Raw genomic sequence first — 14,069 nt, forward strand, 5'->3', positions numbered from 1 at the left:
CGGCTCTCTCAGAGGCTGGGGGCGATGCCGGGGTCTGGAGAAAAGAGACCCCGGCCAGACCTTGCGTCAGGCGCCCTTGTAGTCGGACCAGAAGTCGTTCCAGTCCTCCAGGCTTTGCTGCACGGGCAACTGACGATACCGGATGCGCCCCTCGCGGATCATGTCCATCGCGTTATACTGGCCCAGCACCATGTTCTGCCGCTTGGCCTCGGCGGGGTTGGTGGCGTTCAGCACCTCCCAGCCTTTCTTGTTGGGGATCAGCGCCGGATAGGCCGCCATATCGGCCGATTTCGCCTGTCCTTCGGCCGAGGTGATCCATTGAATCCACTTGCGCGCCATGTCGTAATTCTGCGTGCCCTTGCCGATCGAAAAGGACTCTGTCCACTGCAACCCACCCTCTTCGGGGATCGTGGTGCGGACCTTGGTGCCATTCTTTTCCAAGACCCCGGTGATCCAGTCTCCGATCCCGGCAAAGGCCAGCATCTGCCCGTCATTGAGCGACGAGAACGTGCCGCCATAGTCAAAGAACCCGCCGACCTGACCGCGCAGCGCCATCGTGGCCTCCTGCACCTTGTCCCAGCCCGCCTCGTCAATGTCATAGGCCGACGCATTGCCCGCCGCGAGGCTCATTTGCCCGAGGTTCGGCAGATGCCAATCGAAATGCCCCAACTTGCCGGTCACGCGGGAATCCGAAAACACCGCATAGCTGGCCGCGTCCTTTTCGCTCAGCACATCGGTGTTATGCGCCACCCCCAGAAAACCAAACCGCGTGATGACGGAATAGAGGGTGTCGCCCTGCCAATGGCCGGGGAATTTCTGGAACTCGGGGTAGAAATCGTCAAAGGCATAGTCGGCGGCATCCAGCGGCTCGATATAGCCTGCCGCGTTCAACTGCTGCACATACTCCGCGTCCGACAGGATCACATCATAGGTGCCCGCGGGCGATTGCGCGATCAGACCCAGCATATTGTCGCCGCCGGTATAGTATTTCGGCGTAAACTTGACGTTGTTCTCTTCCTCGAAGGCGCCCACGATGTCGGGCTCTGCATGGCCATACCAAGCCAGCATCGACAGGTTGACGGTCTGCGCCGCCGCCCGGATAGACAGGAAGGGCGTGGCCAGCGCGGCCCCGGCGGTCATTTTCAAAAGGTGGCGGCGGGTTGGGGATTTCAGGGTCATGTGGGTCTCCATGTTGGCAGGTATTTTTATTTGATTAAAAGGGTTTATTCGGCGGCCACACGGTTCCGCGTGGCGAACTCGGTGCGCAGCGCCGTGACAATGCCGCGCGTGCAGACGTCCAGCAGGATGTCCCCCTTCTCCGCCGTGGCATTCTTGGGCGAGGACAGCGTGCCGCTTGCCGGTGTCCAGTCGGGATGCGGCGGGTAGACGTCATAGGGCGGGAAACTCGCGGGTGCATGATCCACGGCCCGTTCCAGCGATACGAGGTCCGGATAGAGCCGCAGCATCAGCGAGGTTTCCAACACCCCGCCGTGCTCGATATCCCAACCCAGAAACCCCTCGGGATAGAGCTTGGCAATCGCGGCCTGATCGACGAAATCCCAATAGGACAGCAGCACGACCTTGGTGTCATGGATGCCCGACCAGCCCAATTCGCGCAGCGCAAGGTCAATACCCTCGGCGATGAACCAGGAATTCTCGAAATGGCCATTCACGATGCAGATCTGGCGATTGCCATGGCGCGCGAACTCGCGGATCACATCCTTGAGCGCATTCACAAGGCTCGCACCATCAAGGCTGGTCGTGCCCGGAAAGAAATTACCGCCGCCGGATTTCTGCTGCGACTTGTAGCCATAGGTAAAGGGCGGCGCCACCAGCCCGCCCACCTCTGCCGCCGCACGCCGCGCGAATTCCGTGGGCAAGAGCACATCGACATGCATCGGCATATGATGACCGTGCTGCTCCATCGACCCAAGCGGGATGAGAATCGGAACAGACCCCCGCGCCACCCGGCGCTGATACTCGGGCCAGGGTAATTCTGCTGCAAAAACGGTATCTTGGGCCATGTCATCGCCTTTCTTGTCGGATTGACAGACCCTAGAACAGCTTGTGTCATGCGCATAATTCATAGTAGCAATGATTGAATAAGGATTCTTAATCGTGCGCCAATTCGTGAACCTGCAAACCGACCTGATCCGCACCTTTGTCACGGTGGTGGACCTTGGCAATTATACCGAAACCGGTCAGGTTCTGGGCCGCACCCAGCCTGCTATTTCATTGCAAATCAAACGGTTAGAGGATCTCGTCGGCGCCAAGCTCTTGTATCACAAGGGCAAGAACCTGGAACTGACAGCGCAGGGTCACGCCCTCATCGGCTATGCCCGCGAGATGCTGCGCCTGAATGATCGCGCCGTCGCCAACCTGCACGAGGCCCAATTCATGGGCACGTTGCGGGTGGGTTTGCCCACCGATTACGCAATTGGGTATTTCCAGCGCATCATCGCGGATTTCGCCCACGCCAATCCCGACGTCACCTTCGACATTCGCTGCGACTGGAGCCGAAATATTCTGGGTCAGCTGCATGTGGACGAGTTGGACCTGGCCATCGCCATCACCGATACGATGCCCGCGCCCTATGTCTCGCTCTACTGGTCCGAACGCCCCTTCTGGGTCTGCGGGCGCGACTATCAGTTCTCGCTCGACAAGCCGGTCCAGATCATCGCCCACCCCAAGGGTTGTTTCTACCGCAAGCGGATGATCGACGCGCTGAATACCGAAGGGCGCGAGTGGCGCATCTGCTTCGAGAGCCCCGGCATCACGGCGGTGCAGAACGCGGTCCTCGACGGAATGGGCGTGACCGCGCTCACCAAAAAGACGCTGCTGCCCGGCATGCGCGTCCTCTCACCCAAAGAGGGATTTCCGCCGCTCGCCAATCTGCACGTCGGCCTCTTCTACAAACATATCAAGGCCTCTGACGCCGCGCTGAAACTGATCGAACAGATCACCGAAGGCGTCAGCGCCTTTCGCAAACCGACCCATGCGCGCAGCTAATAGTTATTTCTATTTCTTATTCTCAAATCAAAGCTATTAATTTTGTTCGAGAACTCTTTGCTGGTAGCGGATAGCAATCCAAGCCAGTGAGGAGAGACCCAAATGCTTGACGACATGCTGCACGTGACCCAATGGCACAACGGGGAAAAGGATTTTTCGCCCTTTTCCGACAATGAAATGGCGCGCCGCCAGAACGAATTGCGCGTCTGGATGGCCGATAACAACGTCGATGCGGCGCTCTTCACCTCCTATCACTGCATCAATTATTATTCAGGCTGGCTCTATTGCTATTTCGGCCGCAAATACGGCATGGTCATTGACCAAAAGAACGCGACGACCATTTCCGCAGGTATCGACGGTGGCCAGCCCTGGCGCCGGACCTTCGGCAGCAATGTCACCTATACCGACTGGCGGCGCGACAATTTCTATCGCGCGGTGCAGGGCCTGACCAAGGGCGCGCGCCGCATCGCCATCGAGTTTGACCATGTCTCGCTCGACTATCGCCAGCTTTTGCAGGATGCGCTGCCCGGCGTCGAACTGGTGGACGTGAGCCAGCCTTCGATGTGGATGCGCACCACCAAATCCGCCGAAGAGATCAAGCTCATCAAGGAAGGCGCGCGGATTTGCGACGTCGGCGGCTATGCCGTGGCCGGGGCGGTTCAGGCGGGCGTGCCCGAACATGAGGTGGCCATCGCGGGCACCAATGCGATGATCCGCGAGATTGCCAAATCCTTCCCCTTCGTCGAACTCATGGACACCTGGACATGGTTCCAATCGGGCATCAACACCGACGGTGCGCATAACCCCGTGACCAACCGCGTCGTACAATCCGGCGATATCCTCAGCCTCAACACCTTCCCGATGATCTTTGGCTATTACACCGCGCTTGAGCGCACACTCTTTTGCGATCATGTGGACGATGCAAGCCTCGACATTTGGGAAAAGAACGTGGCCGTGCACCGTCGCGGGCTGGAACTGATGAAGCCAGGCGCGCGCTGCATGGATATCGCCATCGAACTCAACGAAATGTATCGCGAGTGGGACCTGCTGAAATACCGCTCCTTCGGCTATGGCCACAGCTTCGGCGTGCTGAGCCACTATTATGGCCGCGAGGCGGGCGTGGAACTGCGCGAGGATATCGACACCGTGCTGAAACCCGGCATGGTCGTGTCGATGGAGCCGATGGTGATGATCCCCGAGGGTCAGCCCGGCGCCGGCGGCTACCGCGAGCATGACATTCTGGTCATCGGCGCGGATGGGGCCGAAAATATCACCGGCTTCCCCTTCGGCCCCGAGCATAACATCGTCGGCAAAGGCTAAGCGCCCTTGCGCGGCACGCTTGAAATCGTGATTGCGGCGGCCAGTGTCCTGATGACGCTGGCCGCCGTGGCGCTTGCGGACCGGCCCGCCAAGGCGCTCTTGTCCGGCGCGCGCGTGGTGCTCGTGCCCTATGCCAGCGGATCAGGCGCGATATTGCCACCGCAGATCAGAACCGCCACCCGTTCCCCCGGCGCAGGTCGATAAGCGCCCGACAAGAGCGCCGCTAGCGCCGTGGCCCCCGCCGGTTCCACCAACTGCCGCAATTCCCGCCACAAAAGCGCCTGCGCCTCGAGAATGGCGGCATCCCGCACCAGCACGCTTTGCACCCCCTGCGCCTGCGCGAGACCAAGGCAGATCTCCCCGATCCGCCGCGCGCCCAGCGCATTGGCCGCCACCCCCGACACCTCGACATCCACCGGCGCACCCGCCCCCAGCGCCGCATGCAGCGCGCAGGAGGTTTCCGGCTCGACCGCCACCACCCGGCGACGCGCCCCAAGCCAGCCCAAGGCCCCGGCAATCAGCCCGCCACCGCCCACGGCAATCAGCACCGTGTCCGCGTCCAGCCCCTGATCCTCCCATTCCGCCATCACCGTGCCCTGCCCCGCCACGGTCGCCTCAGCGTCATAGGGATGCACCTCCATCGCACCGGTTGCCACGCGCCATTCGGCGGCACGCGCTGCTGCCTCGGCATAGGCCCCCGGCACCACCTGCAAATCGGCCCCTTGGGCACGGATGAGCGCGATCTTGGACGGGCCCGCAATCTCGGGTACGTAAATCCGCGCGCGGTGTCCCAATCTCGCCGCCGCATAGGCCACCGCCGCGCCGTGATTGCCGCCCGAGGCGGCGACGATCCCCGCCTCTGGCACGGCCGTCTGCAAGAGCGTGTTGAACGCGCCGCGCGCCTTGAAGCTACCGGTATGCTGCATCTGCTCGAGCTTGAGCGCGACGGGCACACCCGCCAGTTCGACCTGCATCACCGGCGTGCGCCGCACATGCGCGGCAATGCGCGCCCCCGCCTCGGAAATCCGCTCCTGCCATGCCATCGCTCACACCTCTTTGCCTTTTCTTGATGGGTCAAACCCTATACTCCTGATCCCAAAGACCGAAAGCAAGGATCGCCCGCAATGAAAGACGACCGCCTCAGCCAGTTCCGCGACGCAGGCTCCGACCGCTCTACCGCCGAAATGGTGCCGGACACGCCCCAGACGCGGGCCCCCGCTTACCGTCTGGCCTTTGCCGATCCCGATTTCATGTGCCGCGACGAATTGCGCCCCGTGCGCCTGCAACTCGAACTCTTAAAGCCTGAAATGGCCCTCAACGAACACGGCATCCAGAGCACCGTCGTGCTCTTTGGCGGCGCGCGTATTCCCGAACCCTCGCAAAAGGACACGGCGCGCACCAAAACCCTTGCCGATCTCTCACGCTATTATGACGAGGCGCGCAAATTCGCGCGGCTGATGACCGAAAAATCCCTCACCCGCGACGGGCGCGACTATGTCATCGCCACCGGCGGCGGTCCGGGGGTGATGGAGGCGGGCAATCGTGGTGCTGCGGATGCGGGCGGGGCCTCGATCGGTCTCAACATCGTGTTGCCGCATGAACAGGCGCCCAATGAATACGTCACACCGGGCCTTTGCTTCAACTTCCACTACTTCGCCATCCGCAAGATGCATTTCCTGATGCGCGCCCGCGCCATCTGCGTCTTTCCCGGCGGCTTCGGCACACTCGACGAGATGTTCGAGGCGCTGACCCTCATTCAGACCGACCGGATGAAGCGCGTGCCCTTCCTGCTCTTTGGCGCGGCCTTCTGGCAGGGTATCATCAATTGGCAGGCCCTCTCCGAGGCCGGCACGATCAGCGCCGAGGATCTCGACCTCTTCCAATTCGTCGAAACCGCGGATGAGGCGATGCAGATCATCAACGACTGGCCCCAAAGCTGAGAGACCAGGACCGCGCCTGCGCTTCTTCTTGGTTCAAATACTCAAATCAACCACCGCCTCGCAACGCGGCGGTGCCGCTCAGATGATCTCGTCTTCGTCAAAGAGGGCCGCCGCCTCGAGATGGGCGCTGATGCCCCCCGCCGCCGCCTCGGCGCGCGGCGTCTCCGCCACATGGCAGAGCGCGTCACCCTCATAGACCACCGGCAGATTGGTGCGCCCGATGATGATGCCCGTCACATCGGCCACCACCTCGGTCTCGATATCGCCAAAGGCATTCGCCACCGCGCCCAGCACCGTGCCCGGCTGTACCGCCGCACCCACAGGCAGATAGCCCCGAAACAGCCCGCCGCGCGGCGCGCGATACCAGCGCGAGCGTGCGGCGCGGATCGGCACTCCGCGCGCACGCGGCACGCCCTTGGCCCCGATCATGCCCAGATGCTGCATCACCCGCAGGATACCGCTGACCCCCGCCCGCGCCGCGAATTCGTCAAACCGGAGCCCCTCGCCCCCCTCGTAGAGCAGCACGTCCACACCTGCCTGTTCAGCGGCCATGCGGAGTGAACCATCGCGCAGCTTCGACTCCATCATCACCGGCGCGCCAAAGGCGCGGCCCAGCTCTTCCAGCCGCGTATTGCCCGGCGTCAGGCGGATCTGCGGCAGGTTGGTGCGGTGGATGGCCGCCGAATGCAGGTCGATGCCCACATCCGCCCGCCGCACCACCTGATCCATAAAGATATGCGCCAGCTGCGACGCCATTGATCCTTCGCTCACCCCCGGAAACACCCGGTTCAGATCGCGCCGGTCGGGCAGATAGCGCTTGTGATTGAGAAACCCGAAGGTGTTGACGATCGGCACTGCCATCAGCGTCCCCGCCATCGACATCAGCGGCGTCGCCTTGAGCAACCGGCGCATGATCTCGACCCCGATCACCTCATCGCCATGAATCGCCGCCGACACGAACAGGACCGGCCCCGCCCGCCGCCCGTGGATCACTTCGACCGAGAGATTGACCGGCGTGTGGTTGGACAGCGTGCTGACGGGAATATCCACTCGCGCCCGCGTGCCTGCCTCGACAGAAACGCCACCGATCTCAAAGGGTTTGCGCCGGCTCATGGCATCCTCGCTCTCTTCGTTGCCGAACGCTATGGCAATTCGACCGGAACTGTCCATGGGGCTTGCAGACCCGCGCGGCTCTGGCCTTTGCCTGTCGCGCATGGCACATCGTTCTGCGACGCCGCCAACCCGAGAGGGCCGCACCATGACCACCGCCTTGCATGACGCCCGCCTCAGGGCCGTCTGCGCCGCTGTGCAGGACACGGGCGCGCGCACACTCCTTGATCTGGGCTGCGGCGCGGGCGATCTTCTCTTGCGTCTGGCGCGCGTGCCCCAATTTACCCGCCTGACCGGGATCGACATTGATCTGGCCTCGCTGCGGCAGGCCCAGGCGCGACTAGCGGACCTGCCCGCCGAGGCGCGGGCCAAGGTGCAGCTGGCGCAGGCATCCATGACCGCCGCACATGCCAAACTGCGCGGCTACGATTGCGCCTGCCTTGTGGAGACCATCGAACATCTGCCCTTGGCCGATCTCAACCGGCTGGAACGCGCGCTCTTTGCCGATATGCGCCCCGGCCATGTGATCGTGACCACCCCAAACGCCGAATTCAACCCGGTGCTGGGCGTGCCCGCCCACCGCTTTCGCCATCCAGGGCATCATTTCGAATGGGACCGCACCCGTTTCCAAGGCTGGGCTGAGGGCGTGGCGGCGCGGCATGGCTACAGCATCCGACGCCACGACATAGGCGAGACCCACCCAGCCTTGGGCGGGGCGAGCCAGATGGCGGTGTTTGCGCGGCTGGGGTGAGGCCGAATCATGAGCTAAATCCGAGCGAGAAGCCGCGCGGTGCCCGTCCGCCGGGTGGGCGCTGAAACGGCCCCGGCACGCACTTAATTCCTGCCAAACACGTCCGCGTTTTCAGGAGACTGAAACGTCGCAAAAGCGCCCGCCCGGTGGGGCGGACGGGCGCTGCGCGGCGGCGCTACCGCGCCTTGATTCCGCGCGGGGAGTTTGGGGTTAACCTTGAGTCAAGACCAACCTACCCCTTCAAACTGGTCTTGCGCAGATACGGCAACACCTTGTCGAAACTGCCAAACTTGGCCTCGGCATCGGCATCGCTCAGGCTGGCGGGGATGATCACATCCTGCCCCACGGTCCAATCCGCCGGTGTCGCCACGCCATTGCGCGACGAGGTCTGAAGCGCGTCGAGCGCGCGCAGAACTTCCGCGAAATTGCGCCCCACCGTCATCGGATAGGTCATGCTCAGCTTCAACTGCTTGTCCGGCCCGATGATAAAGACCGAGCGCACCGTGGCGCTGTCGTTGGGTGTGCGCCCGTCGGGGAGATAGGCCTCGGCGGGCAGCATGTCGAACGCCTTGGACACAACCAGCCCCGCATCGGCGATGATCGGGAATCCCGCCGCACTGCCAGCAACCTTTTCAATATCGCCCTTCCACTTGCGATGGTCCTCGACCCCGTCAACCGAAACGCCGATCACCTTGCATCCGCGCTTCTCCCATTCCTCGGCCAACCGCGCGACGGCGCCGAATTCCGTGGTGCAAACCGGGGTGAAATCCTTGGGGTGGGAAAACAGAATTGCCCAACTGTCGCCGATCCACTCATGCAGCGAAATCGTGCCCAGATCGGTTTCCACCGTCAGATCGGGGATCACATCATTGATTCGAAGGCCCATAGCCTATCCTTTCCTGATTTCCGCCTGGGGGCCCAGAAATTTGATCAAATCGCCCCAAAACGCCCTATTTCAAACCTTGCAGCCCGGCATTACCCCTGACAGAGTGCCGCCAAATCACTGGAGGTCAATACCATGATCGAGAAACGTCAGTTCTACATCAATGGCGCTTGGGTCAACCCCCTCGCGGCAAAAGATCACAAGGTCATCAATCCCTCGACCGAAGAGCCCTGCGCGGTGATCTCTCTGGGCGGTCAGGCCGATACCGATGCCGCCGTCGCCGCCGCCAAGGCGGCCTTCCCCGCGTGGATGGCGACGCCCCCCGCGGACCGCATTGCCTATGCTGAGAAAATTCTAGAGGCCTACAAGGCCCGCGCCGAGGATCTCGCACAGGCCATCAGCCTCGAGATGGGCGCCCCCATCGACATGGCCCGCGAACAACAAGTGGGCGCCGGAAGCTGGCATATCGCCAATTTCATCGCCGCCGCGCGCGATTTCGCCTTTGACGAACCGCTTGGCGATCACGCGCCGAACGACCGCATCATCCACGAGGCGGTGGGCGTCGTGGGCATGATCACGCCGTGGAACTGGCCGATGAACCAGGTCACGCTCAAGGTCATCGCCGGTCTTGTCGCAGGCTGCACCATGATCCTGAAACCCTCCGAGGAATCGCCGCTCAACGCCATTATCTTTGCCGAAATCGTCGATGCGGCGGGCCTGCCCAAGGGCGTCTTCAACCTCGTCAACGGTGATGGTGTCGGCGTGGGCAGCCAACTGACCGCGCATCCCGATGTGGACATGATCAGCTTTACCGGCTCGTCGCGCGCCGGGCGCATCATCTCCAAATCCGCCGCCTACACGCTCAAGCGCGTGAGCCTCGAATTGGGCGGCAAAGGGGCCAACCTGATCTTTGCCGATGCCGATGACAAGGCGGTCAAGCGCGGCGTGATCCGCTGCATGAACAACACCGGCCAATCCTGCAACGCGCCCACCCGGATGCTGGTGCAGCGCGAGATTTACGACCAGGCCGTTGAAATCGCAGCAGAAACCGCAAATGCGATCACCGTCGGCCCGGCCAACGAGGCCGGTCGTCATATCGGCCCCGTGGTCAACGAGGTCCAGTTCAACAAGATTCAGGACCTCATCCAAAAGGGCATCGACGAAGGCGCGCGGCTTGTCGCAGGCGGCACCGGGCGGCCTGACGGGCTCAACCGGGGCTTTTACGTCAAACCCACGGTCTTTGCCGATGTCACCAACGACATGACCATCGCGCGCGAGGAAATCTTTGGCCCGGTCCTGTCGATCATCCCCTTCGACACCGAAGAGGACGGCCTGCGCATCGCCAATGACACGCCCTATGGCCTCACCAACTATGTCCAGACTGGCGATCCGGCGCGAGCCAACCGTCTGGCGCGCGCCCTGCGCTCGGGCATGGTGGAAATGAACGGCCAATCGCGCGGCGCAGGCTCGCCCTTTGGCGGCATGAAACAATCGGGCCACGGGCGCGAAGGCGGCAAATGGGGCATCGAGGACTTCCTCGAGGTCAAATCCGTCTCGGGCTGGACCCCAGGCGCCTGACCGCGTGATCGGGCGCGCCTTTGCCCTGCACGGCGCGCGTGACGCCACGCAGCGCGAGCGGGCGCGCCATATCCTTGACACTTGCGGGCTGGAGGGCGACCTCTGGCCCGAGGTCGAGGGCTCGGCTCTCTCCTCCGCCACGCTCTCGGCCACGGTCGGCACGCGGATTTTCGCCCCCGCCTACCCCTTTCCCCTCACCACGCCCGAGATTGCCCGCTTTCTCAGCCATCGCCAGATCTGGGCCGAGATCCTGCGCCGCGACCTCGATTACGGCCTGATCGTCGAGCAAGACGCAGCGCTTGATCCGGCCGTGTTCCCAAGCGCCCTCGCGCTCGCGCGCGACCACATCGACGATCTGGGCTATATCCGGTTTCAAACTCAGGCGATCCGTGGCCCCGCCCGGTTGATCGACACCAACGGCGGCGCTGTGCTCAGCCTGCCCTTGGTCAGCGCGCCGCTCTGCCCGGTGCAGATGATCGCGCGCGACGCGGCCATCCACCTCCTCAACCTGACCGAGACGTTTGACCGCCCGGTCGAGTGCCTGATCCAGAGCCATTGGCACACCGGCCTACGCGCAGGTGCGATCTATCCCTCGGGCGTGTCCTGTATCAGCCGACCAGCTACCGCTTCAGAGCGCGCGCCCCTCACGCAGCTTTGGGCACGCCATCTCTACCATCGCGCCCTCAGCCGCGCCGCGCGGGATAGCGCGGCACCGATCACCGGCGGATTGGGCTGATCCGCCTATTCCGCGGCACAGCGCCCCGGATTGTTGGGATGCGTGGTCCAATTGGCATACTCTTCGCGCACCACCTCGCCGGTGCGCGGATCGACCGCGCCGGCCGCCATCCGCTCCATCGTGATGCAGCCTTCGATCGGGCAGACATTGACGCAGAGGTTGCAGGCGACGCATTCGTCATCCTTGACGGTAAAGACCCGATCCTCTGACATCGCAATCGCCTGATGGCTGGTATCTTCGCAGGCGGCATAGCAGCGCCCGCATTTGATACAGTCATCCTGATTGATCTTGGCCTTGGTCACGTAATTGAGGTTGAGATCCTTCCAATTGACCACATTGGGCACCGCCCGCCCGACCAGTTGGTCCACCGACGTGAACCCCTTGTCATCCATGTATTGCGAGAGGCCCGAAATCATTTCCTGCACGATCTTGAACCCATAGGTCATCGCCGCCGTGCAGACCTGAACATTGCCCGCGCCCAGCGCCATGAATTCCGCCGCATCGCGCCAAGTGGTGACACCGCCAATGCCGCTGATCGGCAGGCCCGCCGTGGCGGGATCGCGCGCGATCTCGGCCACCATATTCAGCGCAATGGGCTTCACCGCAGGCCCGCAATAGCCGCCATGCGCGCCTTGCCCGTCAATCGTGGGCTCAGGTGCAAAGAGATCAAGATCAACAGAGGTGATCGAATTGATCGTGTTGATCAGGCTCACGGCATCCGCCCCGCCGTCCTTGGCGGCCTGCGCAGGTTTGCGGATATCGGTGATATTGGGCGTCAGCTTCACGATCACCGGCAGGTTCGAGTGTTTCTTGCACCAATGCGCCACTTGCCCCACATATTCCGGCACCTGCCCCACCGCGCTGCCCATGCCGCGCTCGCTCATGCCATGCGGACAGCCGAAGTTCAGCTCGACCCCATCACAGCCGGTATCCTCGACCCGGTGCAATATCTCGCGCCAGGCGTCCTCGTTGACCGGCACCATCAGGCTCGCGATCAGCGCGCGGTCGGGCCAGTCCCGCTTGACCCGGCGCATCTCCTCAAGGTTCACCTCCAGCGGGCGGTCGGTGATCAACTCGATATTGTTGAGGCCCAGAACGCGGCGGTCGGCACCATAGACAACGCCATAACGCGGCCCGTTCACATTGACCACCGGCGGCCCCGCCTCGCCCAATGTCTTCCACACGACCCCGCCCCAACCGGCCTCGAACGCGCGGCGGACGTTGTATTCCTTGTCCGTCGGCGGGGCCGAAGCCAGCCAGAACGGGTTGGGCGATGTGATGCCGATGAAATTGGTTGTCAGATCCGCCATGGCTCAGCCCTCCGCCATCAGGGTTGCGTGGATGTCTTCGGCGGCGTCGCGCCCCTCTGCCACCGCCGTCACAGTCAGGTCATCGCCCCCCGCCGCGCAATCGCCCCCGGCCCAGACACCGGGCAACGAGGTGCGGCCGGGGCCCGAAACGGCGATCTTGCGCCCATCACGCGCAGGCAAATCGGCCCCCTCCAGCGCCTGACCAATCGCCTTGAACACCTGATCGGCGGGCAGGCGAAACCGCTCGCCCGTGGGTCTGAGATCGTCGTCGGAATACTCAAACTCGACCTCGCGCACCGCGCCATTGCCATGCACCGCGATGGGCGTTGCATTGGTCACGATCCGCACCCCCTTGGAGGCCGCGAGATCCTGTTCATAGCGGCTGGCATTCATCCGCTCGCGCCCACGCCGATACACCAGCGTGACGTTGAGCGCGCCCAAGAGTTTGGCCTGCACCGCCGCATCGACCGCCGTCATGCCGCCCCCGATCACCACCACATCGCGCCCCACCGGCAGGCTTGCCAGATCGTCTGCCTGCCGCAGGTCCGCGATGAAATCCACCGCATCGCGCATCCCCTCGCGGTCCTCGCCGCTCAGTCCCAGCGCGTTGACCCCGCCCAGACCTATCCCAAGGAACACCGCATCGTGATCTTCCTGCAATTCCGTCAGCGTGATTTCCCGTCCCAGACGCTTGCCGGTCTCCAAAGTGATTCCGCCGCCCTGCATCAACCAGGCCACTTCGCGCGCCGCGAAACTGTCGGTGCTCTTGTAGGCGGCAATGCCGAATTCATTGAGACCGCCGGGCTTGGCCCGCCCATCGTAGAGCGTGACGTCATGCCCCTTCATCGCCAGCCTGTGCGCGCAGGCCAGCCCCGCAGGCCCCGCGCCCACCACCGCCACGCGCCGGCCCGTGGGCGCCGCGCGGGTGAAGGGATGCACGCCCTGTTCCATCAGGGTATCCGTCGCATAGCGCTGCAACCGCCCGATCAGCACCGGCTGCCCCTCGGCCGCCTCGCGCACGCAAGCCTCTTCACACAACGTTTCCGTGGGGCAAACGCGGGCGCACATGCCGCCAAGGATATTCTGGCTCAGGATCGTCTTGGCCGCCGCCTCGGGCGTGCCGGTGGCGATCTGCCGGATAAAGAGCGGGATGTCGATCGACGTGGGGCAGGCGGTGATGCAGGGCGCGTCATGGCAGAAATAACAGCGATCCGCTGCCACCAGGGCCTCATGGTCGTCCAGCGGAGGATGCAGATCGGTGAAATTGCTCTGCAAGGCGGCAGGATCAAGCCGGCCTGCGACGATGCCGGGGGCGAGTTGACGATCTCTCATGGCTGTCTCCGGTCAAGGATGGCTGAGGATCAGTATTCCACGATTCGAAATTTTATCAATTGGTAAAATTTATCGAGCAGCGAAAAAGAAACCTCCTGAG

The 14,069-nt window shown here is 63.2% G+C and carries 13 protein-coding genes; 6 read left to right on the top strand and 7 right to left on the bottom strand.

The features are described 5' to 3' along the window. Positions 1 to 66: 66 nt before the first annotated feature. Positions 67 to 1,179, bottom strand: a complete 1,113-nt coding sequence (locus ROSMUC_RS15735) for a polyamine ABC transporter substrate-binding protein (RefSeq protein ID WP_037275324.1) — start codon at positions 1,177 to 1,179, stop codon at positions 67 to 69. A gap of 44 nt (positions 1,180 to 1,223) precedes the next feature. After that, positions 1,224 to 2,024: a creatininase gene (locus tag ROSMUC_RS15740; RefSeq protein ID WP_037275326.1), complete on the bottom strand. Its 801-nt coding sequence runs from the start codon at positions 2,022 to 2,024 to the stop codon at positions 1,224 to 1,226. A gap of 94 nt (positions 2,025 to 2,118) precedes the next feature. Here ROSMUC_RS15740 and ROSMUC_RS15745 point away from each other — a divergent pair, with 94 nt between their 5' ends. Further along, a complete protein-coding gene (locus tag ROSMUC_RS15745) occupies positions 2,119 to 3,009 on the top strand; it encodes a LysR substrate-binding domain-containing protein (protein ID WP_037275264.1) in 891 nt (296 codons plus the stop codon). Positions 3,010 to 3,111: 102 nt separating this feature from the next. Then, positions 3,112 to 4,329, top strand: coding sequence for a M24 family metallopeptidase (locus tag ROSMUC_RS15750; RefSeq protein ID WP_037275265.1), 1,218 nt, complete (start codon positions 3,112 to 3,114; stop codon positions 4,327 to 4,329). A gap of 128 nt (positions 4,330 to 4,457) precedes the next feature. Here ROSMUC_RS15750 and ROSMUC_RS15755 read toward each other — a convergent pair whose 3' ends face one another. Then, entirely contained in the window at positions 4,458 to 5,372 is a 915-nt protein-coding gene (locus ROSMUC_RS15755; RefSeq protein WP_037275266.1) for a serine/threonine dehydratase, read from the bottom strand. Between the two features lie 81 nt (positions 5,373 to 5,453). Here ROSMUC_RS15755 and ROSMUC_RS15760 point away from each other — a divergent pair, with 81 nt between their 5' ends. After that, positions 5,454 to 6,269: an LOG family protein gene (locus ROSMUC_RS15760; RefSeq protein WP_037275268.1), complete on the top strand. Its 816-nt coding sequence runs from the start codon at positions 5,454 to 5,456 to the stop codon at positions 6,267 to 6,269. A gap of 78 nt (positions 6,270 to 6,347) precedes the next feature. On the opposite strand, the gene ROSMUC_RS15765 is transcribed toward ROSMUC_RS15760, so the two are convergent. After that, on the bottom strand, positions 6,348 to 7,382 hold the full coding sequence (locus ROSMUC_RS15765) for a succinylglutamate desuccinylase/aspartoacylase family protein (protein ID WP_037275327.1): 1,035 nt from the start codon (positions 7,380 to 7,382) through the stop codon (positions 6,348 to 6,350). Between the two features lie 55 nt (positions 7,383 to 7,437). On the opposite strand from ROSMUC_RS15765, the gene ROSMUC_RS15770 reads away from it, so the two are divergent. After that, a complete protein-coding gene (locus tag ROSMUC_RS15770) occupies positions 7,438 to 8,130 on the top strand; it encodes a methyltransferase domain-containing protein (protein ID WP_245875204.1) in 693 nt (230 codons plus the stop codon). Between the two features lie 232 nt (positions 8,131 to 8,362). On the opposite strand, the gene ROSMUC_RS15775 is transcribed toward ROSMUC_RS15770, so the two are convergent. Then, positions 8,363 to 9,016: a peroxiredoxin gene (locus ROSMUC_RS15775; RefSeq protein ID WP_037275270.1), complete on the bottom strand. Its 654-nt coding sequence runs from the start codon at positions 9,014 to 9,016 to the stop codon at positions 8,363 to 8,365. A 132-nt stretch (positions 9,017 to 9,148) separates the two neighbouring features. Between ROSMUC_RS15775 and ROSMUC_RS15780 the strand changes: the two genes are divergently transcribed. Next, a complete protein-coding gene (locus ROSMUC_RS15780; protein WP_037275272.1) occupies positions 9,149 to 10,591 on the top strand; it encodes an aldehyde dehydrogenase family protein in 1,443 nt (480 codons plus the stop codon). A 4-nt stretch (positions 10,592 to 10,595) separates the two neighbouring features. Further along, positions 10,596 to 11,327 carry a glycosyltransferase family 25 protein gene (locus ROSMUC_RS15785; RefSeq protein ID WP_037275274.1) on the top strand — a complete coding sequence of 244 codons (732 nt, stop codon included), beginning with the start codon at positions 10,596 to 10,598 and terminating at the stop codon, positions 11,325 to 11,327. A gap of 5 nt (positions 11,328 to 11,332) precedes the next feature. Here ROSMUC_RS15785 and preA read toward each other — a convergent pair whose 3' ends face one another. After that, positions 11,333 to 12,637 (bottom strand): NAD-dependent dihydropyrimidine dehydrogenase subunit PreA, encoded by a 1,305-nt coding sequence (preA, locus tag ROSMUC_RS15790; protein ID WP_037275276.1) that lies wholly within the window; start codon positions 12,635 to 12,637, stop codon positions 11,333 to 11,335. A gap of 3 nt (positions 12,638 to 12,640) precedes the next feature. Beyond that, positions 12,641 to 13,969: an NAD(P)-dependent oxidoreductase gene (locus ROSMUC_RS15795; RefSeq protein ID WP_037275278.1), complete on the bottom strand. Its 1,329-nt coding sequence runs from the start codon at positions 13,967 to 13,969 to the stop codon at positions 12,641 to 12,643. Positions 13,970 to 14,069: the final 100 nt, after the last annotated feature.

The organism is Roseovarius mucosus DSM 17069, assembly GCF_000768555.3.
In the GTDB taxonomy this organism is placed as follows: domain Bacteria; phylum Pseudomonadota; class Alphaproteobacteria; order Rhodobacterales; family Rhodobacteraceae; genus Roseovarius; species Roseovarius mucosus.

Coding starts and splice junctions, on each gene's coding strand:
- ROSMUC_RS15760 (WP_037275268.1), top strand. CDS start 5,454: ATGAAAGACGACCGCCTCAGCCAGTTCCGCGACGCAGGCTCCGACCGC.
- ROSMUC_RS15780 (WP_037275272.1), top strand. CDS start 9,149: ATGATCGAGAAACGTCAGTTCTACATCAATGGCGCTTGGGTCAACCCC.
- ROSMUC_RS15775 (WP_037275270.1), bottom strand. CDS start 9,016: ATGGGCCTTCGAATCAATGATGTGATCCCCGATCTGACGGTGGAAACC.
- ROSMUC_RS15750 (WP_037275265.1), top strand. CDS start 3,112: ATGCTTGACGACATGCTGCACGTGACCCAATGGCACAACGGGGAAAAG.
- ROSMUC_RS15740 (WP_037275326.1), bottom strand. CDS start 2,024: ATGGCCCAAGATACCGTTTTTGCAGCAGAATTACCCTGGCCCGAGTAT.
- preA (WP_037275276.1), bottom strand. CDS start 12,637: ATGGCGGATCTGACAACCAATTTCATCGGCATCACATCGCCCAACCCG.
- ROSMUC_RS15770 (WP_245875204.1), top strand. CDS start 7,438: ATGGGGCTTGCAGACCCGCGCGGCTCTGGCCTTTGCCTGTCGCGCATG.
- ROSMUC_RS15735 (WP_037275324.1), bottom strand. CDS start 1,179: ATGACCCTGAAATCCCCAACCCGCCGCCACCTTTTGAAAATGACCGCC.
- ROSMUC_RS15795 (WP_037275278.1), bottom strand. CDS start 13,969: ATGAGAGATCGTCAACTCGCCCCCGGCATCGTCGCAGGCCGGCTTGAT.
- ROSMUC_RS15755 (WP_037275266.1), bottom strand. CDS start 5,372: ATGGCATGGCAGGAGCGGATTTCCGAGGCGGGGGCGCGCATTGCCGCG.
- ROSMUC_RS15765 (WP_037275327.1), bottom strand. CDS start 7,382: ATGAGCCGGCGCAAACCCTTTGAGATCGGTGGCGTTTCTGTCGAGGCA.